18 protein-coding genes are annotated in these 23722 nt (G+C 68.1%); 12 read left to right on the forward strand and 6 right to left on the reverse strand.

Features of this window, described 5'->3' with window-relative positions:
• Positions 1 to 82: 82 nt before the first annotated feature.
• A complete protein-coding gene (moeZ, locus tag ACH49N_RS00360) occupies positions 83 to 1285 on the forward strand; it encodes an adenylyltransferase/sulfurtransferase MoeZ (protein ID WP_159925927.1) in 1203 nt (400 codons plus the stop codon).
• Positions 1286 to 1351: 66 nt separating this feature from the next.
• Positions 1352 to 2206 (forward strand): TIGR02569 family protein, encoded by an 855-nt coding sequence (locus ACH49N_RS00365; protein ID WP_109331219.1) that lies wholly within the window; start codon positions 1352 to 1354, stop codon positions 2204 to 2206.
• Positions 2207 to 2230: 24 nt separating this feature from the next.
• On the opposite strand, the gene ACH49N_RS00370 is transcribed toward ACH49N_RS00365, so the two are convergent.
• The gene (locus ACH49N_RS00370; RefSeq protein ID WP_358270668.1) at positions 2231 to 2896 is read right to left on the reverse strand and encodes a FadR/GntR family transcriptional regulator; all 666 of its coding nucleotides are present in this window, start codon (positions 2894 to 2896) and stop codon (positions 2231 to 2233) included.
• A gap of 11 nt (positions 2897 to 2907) precedes the next feature.
• Between ACH49N_RS00370 and ACH49N_RS00375 the strand changes: the two genes are divergently transcribed.
• The 6 genes from ACH49N_RS00375 to ACH49N_RS00400 all read left to right on the forward strand — a co-directional run bounded on the left by ACH49N_RS00375 (position 2908) and on the right by ACH49N_RS00400 (position 10644).
• On the forward strand, positions 2908 to 4191 hold the full coding sequence (locus tag ACH49N_RS00375; RefSeq protein WP_358270666.1) for an MFS transporter: 1284 nt from the start codon (positions 2908 to 2910) through the stop codon (positions 4189 to 4191).
• A gap of 89 nt (positions 4192 to 4280) precedes the next feature.
• Entirely contained in the window at positions 4281 to 5687 is a 1407-nt protein-coding gene (locus tag ACH49N_RS00380) for a NarK/NasA family nitrate transporter (protein WP_236603298.1), read from the forward strand.
• Between the two features lie 54 nt (positions 5688 to 5741).
• Positions 5742 to 8252, forward strand: coding sequence for a nitrite reductase large subunit NirB (nirB, locus tag ACH49N_RS00385; protein WP_159925935.1), 2511 nt, complete (start codon positions 5742 to 5744; stop codon positions 8250 to 8252).
• 81 nt (positions 8253 to 8333) lie between these two features.
• Entirely contained in the window at positions 8334 to 8789 is a 456-nt protein-coding gene (gene nirD, locus ACH49N_RS00390) for a nitrite reductase small subunit NirD (protein ID WP_109331215.1), read from the forward strand.
• On the forward strand, positions 8786 to 9943 hold the full coding sequence (locus ACH49N_RS00395; RefSeq protein ID WP_358270663.1) for a uroporphyrinogen-III synthase: 1158 nt from the start codon (positions 8786 to 8788) through the stop codon (positions 9941 to 9943). The genes nirD and ACH49N_RS00395 overlap by 4 nt, the downstream gene beginning before the upstream one ends.
• Complete coding sequence (locus ACH49N_RS00400) at positions 9940 to 10644, forward strand: sirohydrochlorin chelatase (RefSeq protein ID WP_358270661.1); 705 nt, start codon at positions 9940 to 9942, stop codon at positions 10642 to 10644. Before ACH49N_RS00395 ends, ACH49N_RS00400 begins: the two co-directional genes overlap by 4 nt.
• Before the next feature lie 4 nt (positions 10645 to 10648).
• On the opposite strand, the gene ACH49N_RS00405 is transcribed toward ACH49N_RS00400, so the two are convergent.
• Together ACH49N_RS00405 and ACH49N_RS00410 are read right to left on the reverse strand one after the other, a co-directional pair.
• Entirely contained in the window at positions 10649 to 12397 is a 1749-nt protein-coding gene (locus ACH49N_RS00405) for an NTP transferase domain-containing protein (RefSeq protein WP_358270659.1), read from the reverse strand.
• 22 nt (positions 12398 to 12419) lie between these two features.
• On the reverse strand, positions 12420 to 12545 hold the full coding sequence (locus ACH49N_RS00410; RefSeq protein ID WP_268962526.1) for a hypothetical protein: 126 nt from the start codon (positions 12543 to 12545) through the stop codon (positions 12420 to 12422).
• Between the two features lie 61 nt (positions 12546 to 12606).
• Between ACH49N_RS00410 and ACH49N_RS00415 the strand changes: the two genes are divergently transcribed.
• Together ACH49N_RS00415 and ACH49N_RS00420 are read left to right on the forward strand one after the other, a co-directional pair.
• Entirely contained in the window at positions 12607 to 14052 is a 1446-nt protein-coding gene (locus tag ACH49N_RS00415; protein ID WP_358270657.1) for a PLP-dependent aminotransferase family protein, read from the forward strand.
• A gap of 145 nt (positions 14053 to 14197) precedes the next feature.
• Complete coding sequence (locus ACH49N_RS00420; protein WP_159925943.1) at positions 14198 to 15448, forward strand: lipase family protein; 1251 nt, start codon at positions 14198 to 14200, stop codon at positions 15446 to 15448.
• Positions 15449 to 15456: 8 nt separating this feature from the next.
• Here the strand turns inward: ACH49N_RS00420 and ACH49N_RS00425 are convergent, their stop codons facing one another.
• Both ACH49N_RS00425 and ACH49N_RS00430 read right to left on the reverse strand, forming a co-directional pair.
• Positions 15457 to 15753, reverse strand: a complete 297-nt coding sequence (locus ACH49N_RS00425; RefSeq protein ID WP_358270655.1) for an MGMT family protein — start codon at positions 15751 to 15753, stop codon at positions 15457 to 15459.
• Positions 15753 to 16529, reverse strand: coding sequence for an alpha/beta hydrolase (locus ACH49N_RS00430; protein ID WP_358270653.1), 777 nt, complete (start codon positions 16527 to 16529; stop codon positions 15753 to 15755). The genes ACH49N_RS00425 and ACH49N_RS00430 overlap by 1 nt, the downstream gene beginning before the upstream one ends.
• Before the next feature lie 63 nt (positions 16530 to 16592).
• On the opposite strand from ACH49N_RS00430, the gene ACH49N_RS00435 reads away from it, so the two are divergent.
• Both ACH49N_RS00435 and ACH49N_RS00440 read left to right on the forward strand, forming a co-directional pair.
• Positions 16593 to 19892, forward strand: coding sequence for an ATP-dependent DNA helicase (locus ACH49N_RS00435; protein WP_358270651.1), 3300 nt, complete (start codon positions 16593 to 16595; stop codon positions 19890 to 19892).
• Positions 19889 to 23209, forward strand: coding sequence for a UvrD-helicase domain-containing protein (locus ACH49N_RS00440; RefSeq protein WP_358270649.1), 3321 nt, complete (start codon positions 19889 to 19891; stop codon positions 23207 to 23209). The genes ACH49N_RS00435 and ACH49N_RS00440 overlap by 4 nt, the downstream gene beginning before the upstream one ends.
• On the opposite strand, the gene ACH49N_RS00445 is transcribed toward ACH49N_RS00440, so the two are convergent.
• The gene (locus ACH49N_RS00445) at positions 23200 to 23598 is read right to left on the reverse strand and encodes a hypothetical protein (protein ID WP_358270647.1); all 399 of its coding nucleotides are present in this window, start codon (positions 23596 to 23598) and stop codon (positions 23200 to 23202) included. The two genes, ACH49N_RS00440 and ACH49N_RS00445, sit on opposite strands and share 10 nt — an antisense overlap.
• Between the last annotated feature and the right edge of the window lie 124 nt (positions 23599 to 23722).

A 23722-nucleotide genomic window follows, 5' to 3' on the forward strand; every position in this document is an offset into this window, starting at 1 on the left:
TTGACAGTGACATCGTCGAGATGTCGCCGAGGAGACGCCTCGACGGAGCCGGAAGCCGTCGCGCAATCGTCAGGAGTGGATCGTGTCGCTTGACCGTTCTGGAAAAACCCCGCAGCCACTGCCACCGCTGGTGGAGCCGGACGCCGAACTCTCGCGTGACGAGGTGGCTCGCTACAGTAGGCACCTGATCATCCCCGACGTCGGCATGGCGGGGCAGAAGCGGCTGAAGAATGCCAAGGTCCTCGTCATCGGCGCGGGCGGCCTGGGCTCGCCGGCGTTGCTCTATCTCGCCGCGGCAGGTGTCGGAACCCTCGGGATCGTGGAGTTCGACGAGGTCGACATGTCCAATCTGCAACGTCAGGTCATCCACGGCCGCTCGGACGTGGGCAGGCCGAAGGCGGAAAGCGCCCGCGAGTCCATCAAGGAAATCAACGAACACGTCGACGTCCGGTTGCACGAGTTCCGGCTCGAACCCGACAACGCGGTGGAGCTGTTCGGTCAGTACGACCTGATCCTCGACGGTACCGACAACTTCGCCACCCGCTACCTGGTCAACGATGCCGCGGTCCTGGCGCACAAGCCGTACGTGTGGGGTTCCATCTACCGTTTCGAGGGACAGGCGTCGGTGTTCTGGGAGGACGCACCGGATGGGCGCGGACTCAATTACCGCGACTTGTACCCGGAGGCGCCGCCACCCGGAATGGTCCCGTCGTGCGCCGAAGGGGGAGTGCTCGGGGTGCTGTGCGCCTCGATCGGGTCGATCATGGCCACCGAGGCGGTGAAGCTGATCACCGGTATCGGTGAATCGCTGCTCGGCAGGCTCATGGTCTACGACGCGCTCGACATGACGTATCGCACGATCACCCTTCGCCGTGACCCGGCACGCACGCCGATCACCGAACTGATCGACTACGACGCCTTCTGCGGCGTCGTCTCCGACGAGGGTCAGGCGGCAGCGGCAGGGTCGACCATCACTGCGACGGAGCTGCGGGACCTTCTCGATGCGGGGAAGGACATTCAGATCGTCGATGTGCGCGAACCCGTCGAATGGGACATCGTCCATCTGCCCGGCGCGGTGCTGATCCCGAAGGACCGGATCCTGTCGGGGGAGGCTCTCGCCGAGCTGCCGCAGAACAAGCCGATCGTGCTGCACTGCAAGACCGGGGTGCGTTCGGCCGAAGCGCTGGCCGCCCTCAAGAAGGCGGGCTTCTCCGACGCGACACATCTGCAGGGCGGAGTCATCGCGTGGGCCAGGCAGGTGGATACCAGCCTGCCTGTCTACTGACTTCGGCGGCACCTGGTCAGCGCGCCTTCCGGGGTCGCCGGGTCACCCGGCGGTAGCGTTGACATCGTGAGCACAGGACAACCCCCTCAGCACGTGTGCTCCACGTTCGGCCTCCGGGAAGTCGAGCCCATTCCACTCGGTGCGGACTGGGACGGCGGGTGGCTCTGTGGAGACGTAGTCCTCTCAGCCGTCGCCGACCACGCCCGTGCCGCCTGGTCAGCCAAGGTCCGGGAAACCCTCGAAGTGGACGGGGTGCGGCTCGCTCGTCCGGTGCGTTCCACCGACGGCCGGTACGTGGTGTCGGGGTGGCGTGCGGACACGTTCATCGAGGGCACGCCCGAACCCCGGCACGACGAGGTGGTGTCGATGTCGGGACGGCTGCACGCCGCGACGTCCCAGTTGGAGCGTCCCCGATTCCTGGTGCAGCCTCCCGTCGCCCCGTGGGCGGAGGTCGACGTCTTCGTGGCGGCCGATCGGGCCGCGTGGGAGAAGATTCCCCTGCGCGGCGCGAAGGGTGCCGAGCAACTCGAAACGCCGTCGCCGGACGGGCGCAAGAGCCTGGAACTGATCACCGGCCTGGCGACTCTGCGTAAACCTGTGATCAGCCCCGATCAGCTCGTGCACGGGGATCTGTTCGGCACCGTGCTGTTCTCGGGTGCCCTGGCACCCGGCATCACCGACATCACCCCGTACTGGCGGCCCGCGGCGTGGGCGGCCGCGGTGGCCGTCGTGGACGCCATCTCCTGGGGTGGGGCGGACGAGGCCCTGATCGGACGTTGGGAAGACCTTCCCGAGTGGCCGCAGATGCTGTTGCGTGCCGTTCTGTTCCGTCTTGCCGTCCATGTGCTGCATCCCCGATCCACGGCCGAAGCCTTCCCCGGACTCGCCCGTACCGCCGACGTGGTGCGACTGCTGCTCTGAGTGGACGTGCCGAAGGACGCCCGGCTAGTCGAGAAGTTCGGCGAAGAGGTCCCGCGCGGCGAGCGATGCGCGATGCTCGTCTCCGTCGATGACGGCCCGCACGAGGCGTTCGTGCTCCTTGTGTAATCCCTCACCGGTGGCGTGCACGTGCTGATCCACGGTGTGCTCGATAGCGGGGAGCAGCGAGTCGTAGAACTCCAGGTACACCGCGTTGTGACTGGCTTCCACGATCGCGCGGTGCAGGGCGACATCGGCTGTGATCGCGGCATCCGTCGCGGATTCCTCCCACAGGCGTCGGCGTTCGCGCTGCAGATCCTCGAGGCGGGCGGCGTCCTCGGGCGTGCGCCGCCGGGCGGCGAGCGTGGCGGCGGTCACGTCGAGGGCCTGGCGTAGTTCCAGGACGTCGCGCTCGTGGGCCCCGGCGAAGTACTTTCCGAGGGTTCCGCCGACATCGGAGGTGGCGACGACGTAGGTCCCCGACCCCTGCCTCCGTTCGAGCAGCCCGGTATGGACCAGCGCCTGGACGGCTTCCCGGACGGTGTTGCGTCCCGTTCCGGTCAGTTCCGACAACGCCGTCTCGGTCGGAATCTTCTCGCCGACCGCCCAGCGTCCGCTGCAGATCTCTTCCCGCAACTGCTCGGTGACCTGCGAGATGAGGCTCGCACGCCGAATCGGTTTTCCAAAGGTCATCCGGTCATCCTATGATTTCTCAGGTGAAACTTCTGCGCGGTCGCCTACTCGTCTTCTGCGCGATCGCCATGTCTGCGCTCGTCCTCAGGTTGGCGGTCACGTCGTTCAGCCCTCTCGCGTCTCAGATTCGTGAGGACATCGGCTTCTCACCCACCGTCGTCGGAGTGTTCGGGATGGTGCCGACGGCGATGTTCGCGCTGTTCGGCCTGACCACCCCGCTCGTCGCCAAGCGGTGGGGGCTGGAACGGACGGCGCTCGTGGCAATGCTGATGGCCGGCGTCGGAATGCTCACCCGGGCGCTGGTGAACGACACGTGGTCGTTGCTGGCGCTGTCGGCGCTCGCGCTCGCGGGAATGGGTATCGGCAATGTTGTCATTCCCCCGCTCGTCAAGCGCTATTTCTCCGACTCACTGGCGGCGATGAGTTCGGTGTATATCGTCGGCGTGCAGATCGGAACCATCGTCCCGGCCTTCGTTGCAGTCCCCCTCGCGGAGGCTTTCGGCTGGCGTACTTCGATCGGTGTGTGGGCCGTGCTCGGTTTCGCGGCAGCACTTCCGTGGACCGTGGTGCTGGCGCGGGCGCGTCGCCGGGCAGCCTCCACGCCGGCGGGAGCGGCTGTCGGTGTTCCCCCGGGAACGCCAAACGGCAAGGCGTGGCGATCACCCGTCGGCTGGGGGATGGCGGGAATGTTCGGGATGACGTCGATGATCACGTATTCGATGTTCACCTGGATTCCGGACGTCCTCGCCGATGCCGGTGCGAGCGAGGCGTTCGGTGGCGCGATGGTGGGTCTCTTCTCCTTCATGGGGCTCGTGTCCGCGTTCGGTGCTCCTACTCTGTGCGCACGAATGCGTAATCCCTTCCCGGTGGTGATCGGCTGCGCGCTCTGTTACCTCGTGGCCTTCTCCGGCCTGCTGTTCGCGCCGATGGCGGCCCCGGTCCTGTGGGTGGTGCTGCTCGGGCTCGGGCCCAGTACCTTCCCGATGTCGCTGACGCTCATCAATCTGCGCACCCGCACACACCTCGGCTCGGCGACGTTGTCGGGTTTCACGCAGGGTGTGGGGTACGCCGTCGCGTGTCTCGGTCCGCTACTGTTCGGCGTGTTCCACGATTCCACCGACGGCTGGGCGCTGTCGTTCGGATTCTTGACCGTCGCGGTAGTGATCCTCGTCATAGCGGGAGCTCAGGCCTGTAAGCCGCGGATGCTCGAGGACAGCTGGAACGGCGTTTCGGACGCTCGTCGACACGCTGCGGAAACGTCCACGAAACCTCACATCGACTCCGTCGGGAAGTGAGGATCAGTTGACGTTGCGGTCACCGACCGCAGCACCGCCGCAACACCCGTTTTCTACCTTTGGGTCTCCCACACAACGAGGAGGCCCGGGTGAAGCATTACATCGAGCACTGGGACGCAGAAGACGTCGACGCCTGGGAGGCGGGCAACAAGAACATTGCCAAGCGGAACCTGATCTGGTCGGTCGTCGCCGAACACGTCGGCTTCTCCGTCTGGTCGATCTGGTCGGTCATGGTTCTGTTCATGCCCACCGATATCTACGGCATCGACGCGGCGGGCAAGTTCTTTCTCGTCGCTGTTCCCACTTTGGTCGGCTCGGTGCTCCGGATTCCCTACACCGTGGCAACGGCCCGCTTCGGCGGCCGTAACTGGACCATCTTCAGTGCCCTGGTGTTGCTGATCCCGACGCTGTTCACCCTGTACCTGATGATGAACCCCGGGGCCTCGTACACGACCTTCATGCTCGTGGCCGCGCTCGCCGGAGTCGGCGGCGGAAACTTCGCTTCGTCGATGACCAACATCAACGCTTTCTACCCGCAGCGGCTGAAGGGCTGGGCCCTCGGCCTCAACGCGGGCGGCGGCAACATCGGTGTCCCGATGATCCAGCTGGTCGGTCTTCTCGTGATCGCCACCGTGGGCAACACGGAACCGTGGATCGTCTGTGCGGTCTACCTGGTGTTCATTGCGGTGGCAGCGGTCGGCGCCGCCCTGTTCATGGACAACCTCGGTAACCAGAAGTCCGATCTCCGCTCGATGGCCAAGGCGCTGAAGTTCTCCGATTCGTGGGTCATCAGCTTCCTCTACATCGGCACCTTCGGATCCTTCATCGGGTTCAGCTTCGCGTTCGGCCAGGTTCTGCAGATCAACTTCCTCGCCGGTGGTGAGACTCCCGCACAGGCTGCACTGCATGCGGCGCAGATCGCCTTCATCGGTCCGCTGCTCGGCTCCATCGCGCGCCCGATGGGCGGCAAGCTCGCCGACCGGATCGGTGGCGGGAAGATCACGCTGTACACCTTCGTTGCCATGGCGCTCGCCGCCTCCGTGCTCGTGACCGCCGGCACCATCGACGACGGCACGCCCGGCGCCGCCACGGCAGGCGTGATGGTGGCCTTCGTCTTCGGCTTCATCGCCCTGATCCTGCTGGCAGGAATCGGCAACGGTTCCGTCTACAAGATGATTCCCTCGATCTTCGAGGCCAAGGCGCAGGGCCTCGACGGGCTGAGCCGGGAGGCCAAGGCGGCCTGGTCGCGTGCAATGTCGGGAGCCCTCATCGGTTTCGCGGGCGCTATCGGAGGCCTCGGCGGTGTCGGCATCAACTTGGTACTGCGCGCCTCCTACGGCGGGTCTGCCAAGTCGGCGACCATGGCGTTCTGGGTGTTCCTCGCCTTCTATATCGCCTGCATCGCCGTCACCTGGGTCGTCTTCCTGCGCCGCCCGTCCATCGCTCGCGGCATCTCCGTCACCGACGGCGACGAGAAGGTCTCCGTCTCGGCGTGACCAACGAGCAGTTACCGCAAGAACTCGAGTATTTCAGCTAGAAGGAGCGACGGCATGAGCCGCAAGTCAGCAGTAGTTATCGGGCACGGAATGGTCGGGCACCGCTTCGTCGAGGCGCTCCGCGCACGCGACGAGTCGGACGACTGGTCGGTGACGGTGCTCTGCGAGGAGCCCCTCCCCGCGTACGACCGCGTGGGCCTCTCCTCCTATGTGGGTGCGTGGGACCCCAAGGAGCTTGCGCTCGCGGGCAACGACTACCAGGGTGATGCGCTGGTGGACCTCCGGATCGGCCGCAGGGCCGCGTCCATCGATCGTGAGTCGCGCAAGGTCACGACCGATTCGGGGGAGGTCGTCGCCTACGACGCTCTGGTCATGGCGACGGGGTCGTACCCGTTCGTTCCGCCGATCCCGGGCCACGATCGGCCGGAGTGTTTCGTCTACCGCACGCTCGACGACCTCGACGGTATCCGCGCCCGGGCGGAGGCGGCCGGTCCCGGCGCTGTCGGCGTCGTGGTCGGCGGCGGTCTGCTCGGTCTCGAGGCAGCGAATGCGCTCAAGCTGCTGGGCATGACCCCGCACGTGGTCGAGTTCGCACCCCGGCTGATGCCGCTACAGGTCGACGAGGGCGGTGGAGCGCTGCTGGCCAAGCTCGTCACCGACCTCGGCGTCACCGTCCACGCGGGTGTCGGTACCGCGGGAATCACCGAAGGCCCCGACGGCATCACTGTCGAACTGTCGGACGGTTCGACCATCGAGGCAGGGCTTCTGGTCTTCTCCGCCGGCGTGCGGCCCCAGGATCAGCTGGCCCGCGACGCGGGGCTCGACGTCGGCGAGCGCGGCGGAATTGTCACCGACCTCGGGTGCCGTACGTCCGACGAGAACATCTATGCGGTCGGGGAGTGCGCCGCGGTGGAGGGCCGCTGCTACGGGCTCGTCGCTCCCGGTTACACCACCGCGGAGATCGTCGCGGACCGCCTCCTCGGAGGAGACGCCGAATTCCCGGGCGCCGATCTGTCGACCAAATTGAAGTTGATGGGTGTGGACGTCGCCAGCTTCGGTGACGCCCTTGCGCAGACCCCCGGCGCGCTCGAGGTCGTCCTGAACGACGCCGCGAAGGGCACGTACGCCAAGCTCGTCGTGTCGGACGACGCCAAAACCCTGCTGGGTGGCATTCTCGTCGGCGATGCGTCCGCGTATGCGTCGCTGCGTCCGCTGGTGGGCCGCGAACTTCCGGGTGATCCGGCGTCCCTCATCTCCCCGGCTGGCGAGAAGCCAGGTGCCGGGTCGCTTCCCGACGACGCCGAGGTGTGCTCCTGCAACGGTGTCACGAAGGGCGCGATCTGTGGGGCCATCGCGGAGGGCGCCTGCGACATCGCGCAGGTGAAGAGCTGCACCAACGCCGGAACCACCTGTGGCGGTTGCCTTCCCACCATCAAGCAGTTGCTGGCTTCGTCGGGCGTGGTGATGTCGAAGGCGCTGTGCGAGCACTTCGAGCAGTCGCGTGCCGAACTCTTCGAGATCGTGCAGGCCACCGACACCCGCACCTTCTCCGCGCTGATTTCCAAGTACGGCAAAGGTTCCGGATGTGACATCTGCAAGCCGGTGGTCGCCTCGATCCTCGCGTCCACCGATTCCGATCACATCCTGCACCGCAACCAGGCCGGCCTGCAGGACACCAACGACCACTTCCTGGCGAACATCCAGAAGAACGGCACCTACTCGGTGGTGCCGCGGATGCCCGGCGGCGAGTGCACGCCGGAGCAGCTCATCGTCATCGGCGAGGTGGCCCGCGACTTCGGTCTGTACACCAAGGTCACCGGTGGTCAGCGCATCGACCTCTTCGGTGCCCGCGTCGAGCAGTTGCCTGCCATCTGGAAACGCCTCGTCGACGCCGGCATGGAGTCGGGTCAGGCCTACGGCAAGTCGCTGCGCACCGTGAAGAGCTGTGTCGGGTCCACCTGGTGCCGCTACGGAGTCCAGGACTCCGTGGGCATGGCGGTCGACCTGGAGAACCGCTACCGCGGATTGCGGTCGCCGCACAAGCTCAAGTTCGGTGTTTCGGGTTGTGCCCGCGAATGCGCCGAGGCGCGCGGCAAGGACGTCGGCGTCATCGCCACCGAGAACGGCTGGAACCTGTACGTCGGCGGTAACGGCGGTCAGTCGCCGAAGCACGCGCAGCTGCTCGCAGGTGGACTCGACGACGAGACGCTGGTCCGCTACATCGACCGCTACCTCATGTTCTACATCCGCACTGCGGACCGCCTCCAGCGCACGGCGCCGTGGGTGGATTCCCTGGAGGGCGGGCTCGAGCACCTCAAGGCAGTGGTGTGCGAGGACAGCCTGGGCATCGCGGCCGAGCTCGAAGCAGCGATGGACAAGCACGTCGAGGGATATCGGGACGAATGGGCGGGTGTGCTCGAGGATCCGGAGAAGCTGTCCCGATTCGTGTCGTTCGTCAACGCACCGGAGGAGGCCGATCCGACCGTCGCCTTCGACGAGACGGGTGTCCGGAAGGTTCCCGTGCTGATGGGAATGCCGAAATTCGCAGCTTCTACCTCGGAGTAATCCCGTCTTAACGCCCAGGAAACACCAGACCCGAAGTATGTACCCCACACGGAAATGCACCAGCCCCAAAGGAGGACTGTGATGACCGTCGTCGACGTGAGCGTGCACAGTGCCAGTGGAAACAGGCGTGAAAGCGTCCAATCAGGCCGGCTCGAATGGACGTCCGCATGCCCACTCAGCCGATTGATCCCCGGACTCGGCGTGGCAGTCCTGCTGCGCGGCGGTGAGCAGGTGGCGCTGTTTCTTCTCGAGGACGGATCCCTGCGCGCAGTCGGGAACATCGATCCGTACGGGCGCGCAGCGGTGATGTCCCGCGGCCTCGTCGGTGACCGGGCAGGCGAGCCCACCGTGGCGTCGCCGCTGCTCAAGCAGGTGTTCTCGCTGATCGACGGTCGTTGCCTCGACGACGAATCAGTTCGCCTGCCCGTGTACGACGTGCGCGTCTGGGCCGGTGTCGTCCAGATTCACAGCTCACATGGGAATGTCGCGGAAGCACCGGCTGACGACGTGTCCGTGGCGGGGGCTTCGAGTTCGTGAACGAGGGGAAACCCCTGTGTGGGTTCACGGTCGGGATCACTGCGTCACGACGTGCCGAAGAGTTCGAGACACTTCTGACGAGGCGCGGCGCCACCGTGGTTCACGCTCCGGCGATCCGGATCATTCCGCTGGCCGATGACACCGAGCTCGAGCGCGTCACGCGCCAGATCATCGACAGTCCGCCCGACATCGTGGTCGCCACGACGGGAATCGGTTTCCGCGGCTGGATGGAGGCCGCGGAAGGCTGGGGCGAAGCGGAAGAGCTCGGCCGGGCACTGGCAGAGAGCCGACTGCTGGCCCGGGGTCCGAAGGCCAAGGGTGCTATCCGCGCCGCCGACCTGAGGGAGGAGTGGTCCCCGGCGTCGGAGTCGTCGGCGGAAGTGCTCGACCACCTCCTCGGTGAGGGCGTCGAAGGCAAACGGATCGCCGTGCAGCTACATGGCGCCACCACCGAATGGGAACCGATCGCCGACTTCTGCGAGGTGCTTCGGTGCGCCGGCGCCGACGTGATCGCCGTGCCGGTCTATCGGTGGACACCGCTCGAAGATCAGGCCCCGATGGACCGGATGATCGATCTCATCGCCAGCGGCGGACTCGACGCGGTGAGCTTCACCAGTGCACCGGCAGTGGCGTCGCTCCTGACGCGAGCCAAGGAAACCGGACTGATCGAGATGGTGCTGCACTCGCTCCGCCATCGCGTGCTCGCCGTGTGTGTGGGACCCGTGACGGCCGGACCGTTGCGTGAGTTGGAGGTCCCGACGACGATGCCGGAACGTTCGCGACTCGGCGCCCTGGCCCGGCACATCGCCGACGAGCTGCCCCGGCGCGCCAACAAGATCCAGACTGCGGGCCATGAACTCAGCATCCGGGGAGGTTGTGTGGTGGTCGACGGTGAGGTCCGGCAGTTGCCGCCCGCAGCGATGTCGTTGATGCGGACACTGGGCGCACGTCCGGGGCGCGTCGTTCCCCGCGAGGAGTTGCTCGCCGCGTTGCCCGGGGGCGGCGGTGACACCCATGCGGTGGAGACGGCTGTGGCTCGACTCCGCGCGTCCCTGGGAGCACCGAAAGCGGTGCAGACGGTGGTCAAGCGCGGTTATCGCCTGGCGCTCGACCCGGTCGACTGCGTCGATTCTCGTGAGGAGGGCGTTCGATGAACGAGACAGCGCTGGTACTGGTGGCACACGGCACGCGGAGTTCGCGCGGCGTGGAGATGATCGCCACGCTCGCGGATGCCGTCGCCGAGCAGGTCGGTCCGACGCGCGTCGCCTTCGTGGACGTTCTCGGACCGTCGCCGTCCGAGGTACTGCGGGACATCACCGGCCCCGCGGTCGTGGTTCCGGCGTTTCTGGCGTCCGGGTATCACGTCCACACCGACGTTCCCCGGGAAGTCGCGGACAGCGGGCACCCGTCGGTCGCCGTCACGCGGGCACTCGGTCCTGACCCCGTACTCGCCGAGGTGCTCCTGTGGCGTCTCGTCGATGCCGGGTGGCAGCCGGGGGATGCCGTCGTCCTCGCTGCGGCGGGATCGTCCGACCCCCGCGCACTCCGTGACGTGCGCCGCGCCGCCGCGATGTTGGCGGAACTCGCGGCGACGCGGGTCCGCATAGGATTCGTGGCGACCGCCGAGCCCCGCGTACCGGCTGTCGTCGCGTCGCTTCGCGCGCAGGGTGAGAAGCGGGTGTTCATCGCCTCCTACCTCCTCGCGCACGGACTCTTCCACGCCCGACTCGGTGACGCAGGCGCGGATGGTGTCGCGGAGCCGTTGGGAGTCGATCCGGCCATCGTCGGGTTGGTGTCCGAGCGCTACCGCAGTGGCATACCTGCCGCTCAGCACACCCTGTCGTTCCAGCGCTGACCCGTCAGCGCGGCAGGGGCACCAGCTCTGCCAGATCCCCGTCGGCTGCGCCCGCCGGGACCAACGCCAACGCTTCGCGGTCGATGATGCCCGCGAGATGCGCGGTCCGGATTCCGGGGTCGACCCGCCACATGCCGTCGGGTTGCGGGACGGCGGGCAGGATCCGGGTGGCGTCGCCACTGACCTCGGATGCATTCGCGATACGCGCCAGCTGACGTGGCGCCGGGGTGCGACCCGTGAGTGCGGCCACGATGGACGGAACAGTGATGAGCAACGTCACCACCGCCGCGTACGGATTTCCGGGCAGCCCGAGCACCACCCGTCCGTCCGGCAACAGGGCGGTCACCTGCGAACCACCGGGGCGGCACTGCACCCTCCCCACCACGATCCGGGCTTCCGCCCGGTCGAGTGCCGCACGCAACTGGTCCGCCGCGCCGCCACCGGTCGCCCCCACGATCACGATCAGATCGGGCTGGCGGACCTCCCGGAACAATTCGTCGAAGCTGTCGGACGTGTCCCGCAGGTGCGTGTCCGCGACCGTCCGGATGCCACACCACGAGAGGAACTGGGGAAGAACGGGTCCCAGAGCGTCCCGCGTCTGCCCTCGTCGCAGCGGACCTTCCCGCCGGATCTCGTCTCCGGTCACCACCACGTGCGCGCGGACGGGGCCGCGTACCCCCGCAGTGGTCACCTCCGCGCTCGCGGCTGCGGAGACGAGTGCCGGCGTGACGGCCGTGCCCTCCACCGCGAGCCGGTAGCCCTCGTGCCAGTCCTCGCCGCGCCGCCGCGCGTCGTCGCGCACGGGGGCGTCCTGACTGCGGGACAGTTTCGGTCCGTCGGAAGTGTTTGTCACCACGGCGAATTCGTCGCGCACGACGGCGGTGGCGCCGCTGGGGAGGTGCGCGCCCGTCGCAATCCGGGCCGCCTCGCCGTCCGCCAGTTCGAGTTCCTCGGAGCTTCCTGCGTACCGGATGTCGTCGCGCAGCACCCACGGACCGTCGCCCGCAACGGCGTATCCGTCCATGGCGGAGACGGCGATGCGCGGCAGAGCTTCGGCGGCAAGGAGCGGCTCGGCGAGTGTGGCGCCGAGCGACGTGCCGAGCGCCGCGGATCGCGGCGGAAGTGGGGGAACCGCCTCGAGGATCGCGCGCCTGGCCTCGGTGATCGAGACCGGCGACGCAGCGGCCCGGCCGCGGGCCCGCTCGACGTCCTCTGGTGTGTCGCAGTCGGTGACGCCGCGGAACAGGACCGTGTCGAACGTTTCGGGAACGAGCGCCTTCATGGGCTGATTGACCGCCGACCCGAGCGAGCGGACACGGTCGGTCAACGCGCCGACGCGCCACGCGGACAACAGGAACTGCAAGCGGCCCGAGTCGTCGACCGCGAACACGGTGTCGGCGTCCTGCACGGCGGCGGCGAGAGCCTCCACCATCGTGGGTTCTGCGAACGGAAGGTCCGACGCGAGCAGAATCACCCGGTCTCCCGGTTCGGCGTCGAGCACCGCCAGTCCGGCGGCCACCCCCGCCACCGGCCCGGCGCCCGGCGGCGTCTCCTGCGTTTGGAGCACCGTCGCATCGAGGTCGGAGCGCCGCGGTCCCACGACGACGATGCGCGCACAGTCGTCGACGGCGTCGAGAGCGGTGTCGAGCATCCGGCGTCCGCCGACCACCACGGCAGGCTTGTCGACGCCGCCCATACGAGTGGCTCGTCCACCGGCGAGGACGATCGCGTGAACGGGTGCGGCAGGGTTCATTCCTTCATGCTGCCGCACACCCTCAGTCGCTGTGCAGGTGGCTGCGCGGAGGTCCGGCGAGCCCGGACCGTCCACCGTTCGTGGTGCTGACGCAGAGCCAGGCCACCGACGCCAGGCTGAGGGCCAAGAGGATTCCAATAACCAGCATGTATCGATTGTCGGTGCAAAGTGGACCGCGATTTCCAGTCCTCTGTGGGAAAGTGGCCTGTATGAGTGGTGAACCGGTCCGAACCATCTCGGCAGCCGAGTTGGCGGTGCTGCTCGGCGCGACGCCCACCGGTGGGCAACCGCTGTACCGCGGACTCGCCGACGCCCTCCGCGAGAGGGTCGCCGACGGATCGATGGCCGTGGGAGTCCGGCTGCCCGCCGAACGGGCCCTCGCGGAGGAACTCCGGCTCAGCCGGGTGACCGTCAGTGCCGCGTATCGCGAACTGCGCGAGGCCGGTTGGGCATCGGCGCGACACGGATCAGGGACGTACGTGGCGATGCCCTCCGGCCCGCCGGCGTGGGGAAGCATGGTGGGTGCGCCCGTCGACGGTGTCATCGACCTCGTCAACGCCGCGCCGGCCGCGGCCCCTGAGCTCAGGGAGGCCTATCTGGACGCCGTCGACGAGCTACCCCGTTTCATGCCTCAGCACGGTTACCACCCTGGTGGACTGACGACGCTGCGTGCGGCGATAGCAGGCCACTACACCCGCAGGGGTCGCCCGACCACCCCGGACCAGATCCTCGTCACCGGCGGCGCGGGTGATGCGACCGAAGTGGTGTTCGAGGCTTTGGTCGAGACGGGCGACCGGGTCCTGGTCGAACATCCGACCTATCCTGGCGCGGTCGAGTCCGTGCAGGCGGCGGGGGGCCGCCCTGTCCCTGTGCCGATCGATGCGAGGGATCCCGACGCCTTCGTCGCCGAGGCGGATCGCGCTGCCCGGCAGAGCGCTCCCACCGTGGCGTACCTGATGCCGGACTTCTCCAATCCGTCGGGAGCCAGGGCGACTCCCGACGGCAGGCGGCGGCTGGCCGCGACCATGGCCCACCACGGCGTGGTGACCGTCGTGGACGAGGTGGCGGCGGAACTCGTGCTGGACGGTTCGGGCGACCTCGAGCCGTTCGGTGTCCCGGTCCCGGAATCGGCGACCGTGGCGATCGGCAGCCTCAGCAAGACCGTGTGGGGAGGTATCCGCATCGGCTGGGTGCGCGCCGAGGCCGCCCGCACCGCACAGATGGCGAAGATCATGGCGCGGAGACAGTTGTCGGTCTCCGTTCTCGACCAACTCGCCGCAGTGCGGCTGTTCGCGCAGCACGAAGGACTGGTGGTACGCCGTCGTCGGGAGTTGCGGGGGCAGCGTGACGCCCTCGCCGCGGCCGTCACCGAGCGGTTGCCGGGTTGGAGCTTCCAGCTGCCCTCCGGCGGGCTGTCGTTGTGGTGCCGCCTCCCGGCGGGAATCGGTTCGAGCGAACTCGTAGCAGCCGCACGCGCCAGGAATCTTCTGCTCGCGCCCGGACCCCGCTTCGGTACGGGTCATCTGTTCGACGACCACCAGCGACTCCCTTTCACCAGACCGGTCACTGAGTTGACCGCCGCCGTCGACGTGCTGGCCACCCTGGTGATGTCGGGCGAACCGCCGCTGTCCGCGGCGACAACCGTCGTAATCTGACTGCCCGGTCATGGCCGGAAAAAGATACCTGTGAACCGGAGTATCGGTCAGAGACCTGTTCGGTACCCGGAAAACCGGCGGGTCCTCCGCAACTGTCTGGCATAGTGATGGCCGCCGACCTGCTCGCCGGATTGTGGGGTTTCTCATGTGCTCGTTGATTCGTCGATCTCTGGGCGCCGCCGCCGCGGTCCTCGTTGCCGGCCTCGCCGTCACCCTCGCAAGTGCTGGCACCGGTGCGGCGCAGCCGCTGTTGCCGCCGCCCCCGGCGGCGGACGTAGCGTTTCCCATCCCGGACCCGGATCCGTTCTACCAGCCGACGCCGGACATCGCGGCGCGAGCGCCAGGCGACGTCCTGAAGGTGCGCCAGCTACCGCCGTCGTACTACTTCCCCGGCAGCGCGATGTGGGAGGTGCTTTTCCGGTCCACCGACTCGCAAGGGAACCCCATCGCGGCCAACACCACTTATGTACTCCCGGCGAATCACGCCCCCGACGGGCCCCTGGTGTCGTACCAGCACATCATCAATTCGCTCGGGCACAAGTGCAAGATCGTCACCGAGCTGTACACCAGCGACCCGCTCCATCAGATTCGTGAGGCTGCCGGCCTCAACATCGCGTTGGCACGGGGGTGGGCGGTGTCGCTGCCCGATCACCTGGGACCGCGGATGGCCTACGGCGCGGCGAAGCTGGGTGGCCAGATCACCCTCGACGGGATCCGGGCCGTGAAGCGGGTGCCGGAACTCCAGGTCACGAACAGCCCGGTCGGGTTGGGCGGATATTCCGGTGGGGGAATGGCCACCGCCTGGGCGGCTGCGCTGGCCCCCACGTACGCGCCGGAACTCGACATCGTCGGTGCGGCCATCGGTGGTGCACCGATGAATCTGGGGAAGATGGCACAAGGTCTGGGTACCAACCCCCACCCTGCCTTCGGCCTTGCGATGGCCGCGGCGCTCGGGCTGGAACGTGAGTATCCCGACCGCATCGACGTCAGCGGCCAACTCAACGCTCAGGGCCGCTGGCTCAAGCAGATGATCGGCAACGGGTGCACCAACGAGATCATGCTGTTCGGCGTTGGCCGAAGCGCGGCGGAAATGACCGACAACAAGAACTTCATGGACAACCCCGAAGCCTGGAAGGTGATGGACGAGAACAGCGTCGAGCTGTATCCCGGCGTGCCGAAGGCGCCGATCTTCGAATGGCACAGCCCCACCGACGCCCTGATACCGGTGGACTCCATCGACAACACGCTCCGGCGCTACTGCGAAGCCGGAACACCCGTGCAGACGCTGCTCACTCCGACGCCCGACCATCTGTCTGCGGCCGCTCTCGGGGTATTCCAGGGGCTGGATTGGATGGACGCTCGCTTCCGCGGCGATCCACCTCCCAGCACCTGCTGAGCAGTCCGTCAGAACCGGTGGCGTGCCGCCGCGAGATCTACGCGGCCGTCCCGCACGGGCACGCCTTCGAGTTCCAGCTTCGCGATCTGGCGGTGCGCGAGATGGGCAGACGGACGACCGCCGGCGCCCAGCACCCGGTGCCAGGGCAGATCCGCGGAATCGGTGCGCATGATCCAGCCGACCGTCCGTGGGCTCGACAACCCGGCGGCGGTGGCGATGTCGCCGTAGGTCGCCACGCGGCCGGGAGGAATCGACGCGACCAGTTCGCGCACGCGTTCGACTTGCTCCTCGGTTGTGGCGGGCATCAGAGAAGCGTGCGGATGAGCTGAGCCACCTCGTCGGGCCGGACCTGCGGGACCATGTGGTCACAGTCGAGATCGACGGCGGTCAGCTGTTCACCCAGATGGTCGGTGAGGGCGCGTCGGAACTCGGGCGTGACATACGGCGGCTGCACCTTGGTCGCCTGGACGAGAACGGTGGGCAGGTTCGCCGGCGGAAGAACGGCGGGACGCGCTAGTTCGCCCCACGCCGCGACGAGCGCCGGTACGGACATTCGCCAGTTGACCCGGCCGTTCGCGAGGGTGATCAGGTGCTCGGCGATCTCTGCTTCGAGTACCTCGGCGTCCACCTCACCCCAGGAACCGTGCATCTTCTCGGCACGTGCCTCGTCGACATCGGTGTAGTCGGGCGACGAAATCGTGTCGTCCGCCGCCGATCGCATCTTCTCGGGATCCAGCCCGATCGCCGGATCCAGCAGGAGGAGACCCCGGACCTGTTCGGGGACTGCCCGGGCGAGGTGGAGAGCCAGCGCGCCGCCGAACGAGTGGCCCACGACCAGAACCGGACCCCGTGCGTGAGTACGCAAGGTGTCGATCACGCACGAGACGTGCGATTCGAAATTCCATGGCGGTGACCAGCTGGACCGGCCGTGACCGAGCAGGTCGGGCGCGATCCAGCGCGCGTCGGGGATGTGGTCGGTGGCCAGGGCCTGCCAGCGCTTGCCGTGACCGGTCACCCCGTGCAGAGCAAGGATCTCGGGACCGTCTTCGGCGCCGAACAGATAGGTATGCAGTGCTGACACGGATCCATGATGCCGGATCGGGCCGACGGGCGAGATGTCGGACCGTTCTGATGGAATGCCCGCATGACGGATTCGACGGTGCGCACCAGGACGGCTGCTCCTCGTGCCCGGCTCGTGCACCGTCGTCGGCCCGAGCAAGCACCCCGGGTCTGGGACGAATCGACGAAGCGCGTCTTCGCCACCACTGCACCGGGTGTGGGCTGGAATCCCTGGCAGGTACTCGGCGGTCCGGGAACGGGCAAGACGTCACTGCTCGTCGACGTGGCGGTCGACCGCATTACCGGTGGAGAAGATCCCGAGCACGTGCTGGTCCTCACCCAGTCGCGGCGGGCGGCAGGCCGTCTGCGTGAGGAGATCACCGCGGCGCTGCTCGGACAGGGCGAACAGCACGGTGCCCGCGCCACGCGCGAACCACTCGTGCGGACCGTGCACTCCTATGCCTTCGCAGTCCTGCGACTCCAGGCGGCAGCACACGGAAACCCGCCGCCGCGCCTCATCACGGGCGCCGAACACGACGCGGTGCTGCGCGAGATGCTGCACGGCGACATCGCCGACGGCGCCCACCTCTGGCCGGAGCGGCTGCGTCCCGCCCTGGGGCTGGGTGGATTCGCGGTCGAGGTGCGGGATCTCATGCTGCGTGCGAGCGAACGTGGGCTCGGCCCGGAGGATCTCGTCGCGCTGGGGCGTCGGCACTCGCGACCCGAGTGGGTGGCTGCCGGAAAGTTTTCCGCGCGATACGAACACGGCATGCTGCTGCGAGGGGCGGTCGGTGTGGAGGCTCCCGAGGCCACGGCCCCCGCTCTCGACGCCGCCGAGCTCATCGGTGCCGCACTCACGGCCTTCGCCACCGACCCCGACCTCCTGCGGACGGAACGGGCACGCGTGCGCCACCTCCTGGTCGACGATGCTCAGCACCTCGATCCCCAGGCGGCGGAGCTGGTCCGCCTCGTGGGCACCGGTACCCGGACCACCGTCGTCGCAGGCGATCCGGACCAGTCGATCTACGGCTTCCGTGGAGCGGATCCCGCATTCCTGATCGGGCTCGCGGACAAGGGTGACGAGCGTCAGATCGTTCTTTCACTCAATTTCCGCAGCGACTCCGAGGTGGCGGCGACGTCGGCACGCATCACTTCCCGGCTGCCCGGCCGGCTGCCCCACCGGACGTGGGTACCGTCGAACGACGGCGGCCGAACGTCCGTGCACGTACTGAGCACACCCGCCAAGGAAGCCGCGGTCATCGCCGACACCTTGCGCCGCGCGCATCTCCTGGACGGGATCCCGTGGTCCGACATGGCCGTCATCGTGCGCTCGGTGCCCCGTGCCCTGGCGCCGCTCCGGCGGGCACTTCTCGGTGCGGGAGTGCCCGTCACCACACCCGCGTCCGAGTTGCCGCTGGCCCGCAGGCACGGCGTGTCCGGTCTGATGCTGGTGCTCCGCGCGTTGTCGGGTGAGGAATTCACCGGTGAGGACGCGCTCGCTCTGCTCGCCGGACCGATCGGTGGGGCCGAACCGGTCGCTCTCCGACGGCTCCGGCGCGGTCTGCGTCGCGCAGAACTCGCCTCCGGCGGTGACCGCGACTCGGCAGAGTTGCTGCGCCTCATCCTGACCGGGGAGACCGGCAATACCCGCAAGGTCGTCGCCAAACTCACCGATGTGGAGGCGGCCTCCCTCAACAGAGTGTTGTCCGTACTCCGCAAAGCGCGTGCGCAGCTCGACCGCGGACGCGGTGTCGAGGAGGTCCTGTGGGCTGCCTGGCAGGCGACGGGACTGGAACGACGCTGGGCGTCGGCGTCGGCGCGGGGCGGCCCCATCGGTGCGCAAGCAGACCGCGACCTCGACGCCGTGGTCGCCCTGTTCGACGCCGCCGCGGGGTATGTCGACCGGTTGCCGCGCGCTCAGCTCGCCGGATTCGTCGACTATCTCACCGGCCAGGCCATCCCGAGTTCGTCGCGAACCGCTTCCGTAGTGCCGAGTGACGCGGTGACGGTGCTGAGCGCGCATTCCGCGGCGGGTCGTGAGTGGGACGTGGTGGCGGTGGCAGGCGTGCAGGAGGGGTTGTGGCCGAGTCTGCGGACGCGCGGAAGCCTGCTCGGAACCGAGGCGCTGATCGACCTCGTCAGTGGAGTGTCCGACGGCACTGCGGAGGCGGCCGATCGGCTGTCGCGCACCGCACCGCTTCTCGCGGAAGAACGCCGTCTCTTCCTGGTCGCATGCAGCCGGGCACGGCGGAGTCTGCTGGTGACCGCCGTCGACTCTGCCGGGAGCGACACCGATCTCGTTCACTCCCGGTTCGTCGACGAACTACTCGTCGGAGCGGACGGCGCGGACGTCGCGGACGCGGTGGTACCGGTGACGGATCCGTCCACCCGGGTCCTTGCCCTGCCCGCACTCGTCGCCGAGTTGCGCGGAGTGGTGTGTGATCCTCGAGTGTCCCGAGACGACCCGGATCGGCAGCGCCGGGCTGCTCGTCAACTGGCCCGACTCGCCCGGGCCGGTGTGCGTGGCGCGCATCCGGACCAGTGGTACGGCACGGCCGAGCCCAGTACCGCCGTGGCGTTGTGGACGGAGGAGGACGGGCCGGTGTCGCTGTCACCGTCCACCGTGGACCTCCTCAATACCTGCCCGCTGCGCTGGCTACTCGAACGCCACGGCGGATCCGACGGCGACAACACGCACGCCATCGCGGGAACGCTCGTGCACACGCTGGTGCAGGCGCTTGCCGGGCGCATACCGGCGGATCAGGTGGAACGGGCCCTCGAAGACGCCTGGGACTCCATCGATCTGGGTTCACAGTGGTATTCGCGACGGGAACTCGCACGCACCCGGGACATGCTTGCCACGTTCACCGCATGGCTCGGCACTACACGGTCCGAGCTCACCGAGGTCGGTGTCGAGGTCGCCGTCGACGGTGTGCTGGAGCCGAGGGAGGAGGGTGCGCCGGCGATTCGACTGCGTGGACGCATCGACCGGCTCGAACGTGACGCCGAGGGCAGGCCCGTGATCGTCGACGTCAAGACCGCTCGTGCGCCCGTGAGTAAGGAGGACGCGCAGCAACACGCGCAGCTCGCGGCGTACCAGGTGGCGGCCGCCGTCGGTGCGATCGAGGGCGAACCGGCGACGAAACCCGGCGGGGCCCGACTCGTGTTCGTGGCCAAGCCGCACAAGAAGGAGGGCGCTACGCAACGTGTGCAGGCGCCGTTGTCTGACGAGGACGTCGACACCTGGCTGGCCGTCATTTCCGCCGCGGCCGCCGCCACCAGGGGGCCACAGTTCCTTGCCCGCGTCAATGACGGTTGCCGGCACTGCCCGGTGCGGACGAGTTGCCCAGCGCACGACGAGGGCAGGCAGGTGACGTCCGAATGACAGCGCACATCGACCCGGTGGAACTCGCCATCGGACTCGGTCAGCACCCACCCACACCGGAACAGGCGGCGGTCATCGCCGCCCCCCTGGGGCCGACGCTGGTCGTCGCCGGCGCCGGAGCCGGAAAGACCGAGACGATGGCTGCGCGGGTGGTGTGGCTCGTCGCCAACGGATTCGTCGACCCGGAAGCGGTACTGGGCCTCACCTTCACCCGCAAGGCTGCTCAGCAGCTCACCAGTCGCATCCGGAAAAGGCTTGCCCGGCTGGCGGGTTCGGATCTTCTTCGGCGGGTCGATCCCAGTGGTGAGCTGAGGTCCAAGCTCCTCGCCGGTGAGCCGGAGGTGAGCACCTATCACGCGTACGCCGGGCGGCTGCTGTCCGAGCACGGGCTGCTACTGCCCATCGAACCGTCGGCCACCTTGTTGTCGGAAACGGAACTGTGGCAGCTCGCTCATCGCGTGGTCAGTTCGTGGGACGGCGACCTCGACACCGACCGGAATCCTGCGTCGGTCACCGAGGCCGTGCTGGCGCTTTCCGGACAATTGGCAGAGCACCTCGTCGAACCCGAGGATCTTCGGGAGGCGCACACCGAACTCGACAAGCTTGTGCACACACTGCCGGCGGGACCGCGCCAGCGAGGCGGGCCGGGTAAGGAATTGCTCGACATTCTCGACACACAGCATCGGCGGGTGGAACTTCTTCCGCTGGTGCACCGCCTGGCGGAGACGCTCCGGCGGGAGGGCGCTCTCGACTTCGGCAGTCAGATGTCGCTCGCGGCACGTGTGGCGTCGGACCACCCCGAGGTGGGGCACGCCGAGCGTGCGCGCTTTCGGGTGGTGCTGCTCGACGAGTACCAGGACACCGGGCACTCCCAGCGTGTGTTGCTGTCGTCATTGTTCGGCGGCGGCCTCGACGGGCGGCTCGCTCTCACCGCGGTCGGTGACCCGATGCAGTCGATCTACGGTTGGCGTGGCGCGTCGGCGGCCAACCTTCCGAGGTTCGCCACCGATTTTCCGCTGCCCGACGGCACACCGGCGCCGACACTGGAATTGCTGACCAGTTGGCGGAACCCGCCCGAGGCGCTGGCGCTCGCCAACCTGGTCTCGGCGCCGCTGCGGGAGCGGGGAGTGCAGGTCAGTACGCTGCGGGCGCGGCCTCAGGCTGTTCCGGGCGATGTGCGGCTCGCGTTGACCGGCGACGTGGCCGAGGAACGTGCGTGGGTTGCCGACCGTATCGCCGAGCAGTACGCGCAGGCCTCGAGCAGGGGAGAGGATCCACCGACTGCGGCGGTACTGATCCGGCGCAACGCCGACGCCGCCCCGATCGCGGAGGTGCTGCGCTCGCGCGGGCTTCCCGTCGAGGTGGTGGGCCTCGGTGGCCTGCTGCACACTCCCGAGGTGGCCGACGTGATCGCGATGCTGCGCGTGGTCGCCGACCCCATGGCAGGCAGCGCTGCGGTCCGGTTGCTGACGGGTGCGCGGTGGCAGATCGGGGCTGCAGACCTGACGGCGTTGTCCCGGCGAGCGAGGGAGCTGGCCATCGGAACCGGATACGGCACCGCCGGCGCCGTCACCGACTCCTCGGCACTGGCGGAGGCGGTCGAGGGCGCATTGCCCGGCGAACAGGCCGAGCAGGCCGGGATCGCCGACGCGTTGGCGGATCCCGGACCGGCCGAACGATATTCACCCGTGGGGTACGCGCGCATCACCGCAGTCGCAGCCGAGCTGGCATCCCTGCGTGAGCGGATCGGGCAGCCCCTCACCGAACTCGTGGCCGAGGTGGAGCGGGTACTCGGCATCGGCATCGAGGCGCAGGCCCGGACCCGCACTGGCGCGGGAACAGGCGCAGGGCGCGAACACCTGGACGCCTTCGCGGATGTCGTTGCCGGATACGCCAGCCGGTCCTCGGCCACCATCACCGGATTGCTCGCGTTCCTTTCCGCGGCCGAATCCGTCGAAAAGGGATTGGCGCCCGGCGAAGTGGAGGTCGATCCGCACCGCGTCCAGGTGCTCACGGTGCACTCGGCGAAGGGGCTCGAATGGGAAGTGGTGGCGGTGCCCCATCTCACCGCAGGCGTGTTCCCGTCACGGACCGCGACCGGAACCTGGCTCGGCGCGCTCGGTGAATTGCCGCCGTCGTTGCGCGGCGACCGCGCGCGGACGGGAGAAGCCGTAGACGGCGTACCGGTTCTCGATCTCGAAAACCTGTACAGCCGCAAGGATCTCGAGGATGCGGTGAAGTCGCACAAGGCGGCCCTCGCGGCACGCAAACTCGACGAGGATCGCCGGCTCTTCTACGTTGCGCTCACGCGGACGGAGCGGGTGCTGTTCGCTTCCGGTCATCACTGGGCGGAGTCGGGCAGCGAACCGAAGGGACCGTCCGAGTTCCTCACCGAACTCCGCGACTCGATCGCAGACGAGACACACGAGGGTCTCGGCGTCGTGGACGTATGGGCGCCCGCACCCGACCCCGAGGCGCAAAATCCGCTCACCCGAACCCCCAAAGCGGCAGCGTGGCCGCCGGACCCGCTAGGTCTGCGACGTGAGTCGGTCGAACACGGTGCTTCCCTGGTGCTCGCGGCGCTGACCGAAATCGGCGATGCGTCCCTGGAAGGCGAAGAAGACCCCGAGAACTGGGCGGCCGACGTAGACGCGCTCCTCGCTGAACGCGAAGCCCGCGCGCAGGCTCGCCTCGAAGTGGTTCTGCCTGCGCAGCTGTCGGTGAGTCAGCTGGTCGAACTCGAAGCGGACCCGGATGCGCTGGCTGCGCGGTTACGCAGGCCACTTCCGTATCCGCCGAACCCGCTGGCACGGCGAGGGACCGCGTTCCACGCCTGGGTGGAGCGCCGGTTCGGGGCCACCCGGCTGCTCGACCTCGACGAACTCCCGGGGGCGGCCGACACCGATGCAGGACCGGACACGGACCTGGTGACGTTGCAGGACGCATTCCTGCGTTCGTCGTGGGCTCATCGCAGTCCCATCGAGGTGGAGGTTCCGTTCGAGACGGCGGTGGCAGGGACGGTTCTGCGGGGGCGGATCGATGCGGTGTTCGCGGACCCGGACGGCGGGTGGACGGTGATCGACTGGAAGACCGGAGCGGAGCCGAGTTCCGACAAGGAGAAGGCAGTGGTGATGCAGCTCGCCGCGTATCGACTTGCCTGGGCCGAGCTGATGGACGTACCCCTGGAGCGTGTGCGGGCCGCGTTCCACTACGTCCGCACAGGCCGCACGATCGCGCCGGACACCCTGCCGGACGCCGACGCTCTCGCCGGCCTCATCCGCACCGCCGGCGCGGACGAGGAAGCCCGTCAGGCCTGACGGCGCACTTTCAGGGCCTCGGTGACCAACGGGATCTGCAACGGAAGGCGCAGCAGCACACCAGTTTTCTGCAGGCGCGACGTCTCGGTGCTCTTCAGCCAGTCGACGGCCATCGAGATGTTGGCCGGATAAACCGCAAGGAAGAGAAGCGCGGCCAGTCCGCCGCCGAGCCGGCGGGTTCTCGGTACCACGAGCGCCGCACCCACCGTCAGTTCGGCCACACCGGACGCGTAGGTGTACGTCCGCGGGTCGCCTGGGAGTCGCTCGGGAACGATCGCGTCGAAGAACTTGGGGGTGACGAAGTGAAGCACGCCCATGCCGAGAAGCAGGGCGGCGAGTCGGAGCGCGGGCGTGCGGCCGGTCCGGGAAAGGGTGCTGTCACGTTGCATGACGACAGCTTGCCCGAATCACTCCCGTCACGACAGCGAGACGCCGCTGTGACGATTGAGCGAGACGCCGCTGTGACGATTGAGCGAGACGCCGCTGTGTCCCTTCATGGAGAATCGGGGTTAG

Origin of the sequence: Rhodococcus sp. NPDC019647, from assembly GCF_044389235.1 — a bacterium.
In the GTDB taxonomy this organism is placed as follows: domain Bacteria; phylum Actinomycetota; class Actinomycetes; order Mycobacteriales; family Mycobacteriaceae; genus Rhodococcus_F; species Rhodococcus_F oxybenzonivorans.

Bases quoted from the DNA above. Each gene is read 5' to 3' on its own strand.
- ACH49N_RS00370 (WP_358270668.1), bottom strand. From the start codon at position 2,896: ATGACCTTTGGAAAACCGATTCGGCGTGCGAGCCTCATCTCGCAGGTC.
- ACH49N_RS00375 (WP_358270666.1), top strand. From the start codon at position 2,908: ATGATTTCTCAGGTGAAACTTCTGCGCGGTCGCCTACTCGTCTTCTGC.
- nirB (WP_159925935.1), top strand. From the start codon at position 5,742: ATGAGCCGCAAGTCAGCAGTAGTTATCGGGCACGGAATGGTCGGGCAC.
- nirD (WP_109331215.1), top strand. From the start codon at position 8,334: ATGACCGTCGTCGACGTGAGCGTGCACAGTGCCAGTGGAAACAGGCGT.
- ACH49N_RS00400 (WP_358270661.1), top strand. From the start codon at position 9,940: ATGAACGAGACAGCGCTGGTACTGGTGGCACACGGCACGCGGAGTTCG.
- ACH49N_RS00405 (WP_358270659.1), bottom strand. From the start codon at position 12,397: ATGAACCCTGCCGCACCCGTTCACGCGATCGTCCTCGCCGGTGGACGA.
- ACH49N_RS00410 (WP_268962526.1), bottom strand. From the start codon at position 12,545: ATGCTGGTTATTGGAATCCTCTTGGCCCTCAGCCTGGCGTCGGTGGCC.
- ACH49N_RS00415 (WP_358270657.1), top strand. From the start codon at position 12,607: ATGAGTGGTGAACCGGTCCGAACCATCTCGGCAGCCGAGTTGGCGGTG.
- ACH49N_RS00420 (WP_159925943.1), top strand. From the start codon at position 14,198: ATGTGCTCGTTGATTCGTCGATCTCTGGGCGCCGCCGCCGCGGTCCTC.
- ACH49N_RS00425 (WP_358270655.1), bottom strand. From the start codon at position 15,753: ATGCCCGCCACAACCGAGGAGCAAGTCGAACGCGTGCGCGAACTGGTC.
- ACH49N_RS00435 (WP_358270651.1), top strand. From the start codon at position 16,593: ATGACGGATTCGACGGTGCGCACCAGGACGGCTGCTCCTCGTGCCCGG.
- ACH49N_RS00440 (WP_358270649.1), top strand. From the start codon at position 19,889: ATGACAGCGCACATCGACCCGGTGGAACTCGCCATCGGACTCGGTCAG.
- ACH49N_RS00445 (WP_358270647.1), bottom strand. From the start codon at position 23,598: ATGCAACGTGACAGCACCCTTTCCCGGACCGGCCGCACGCCCGCGCTC.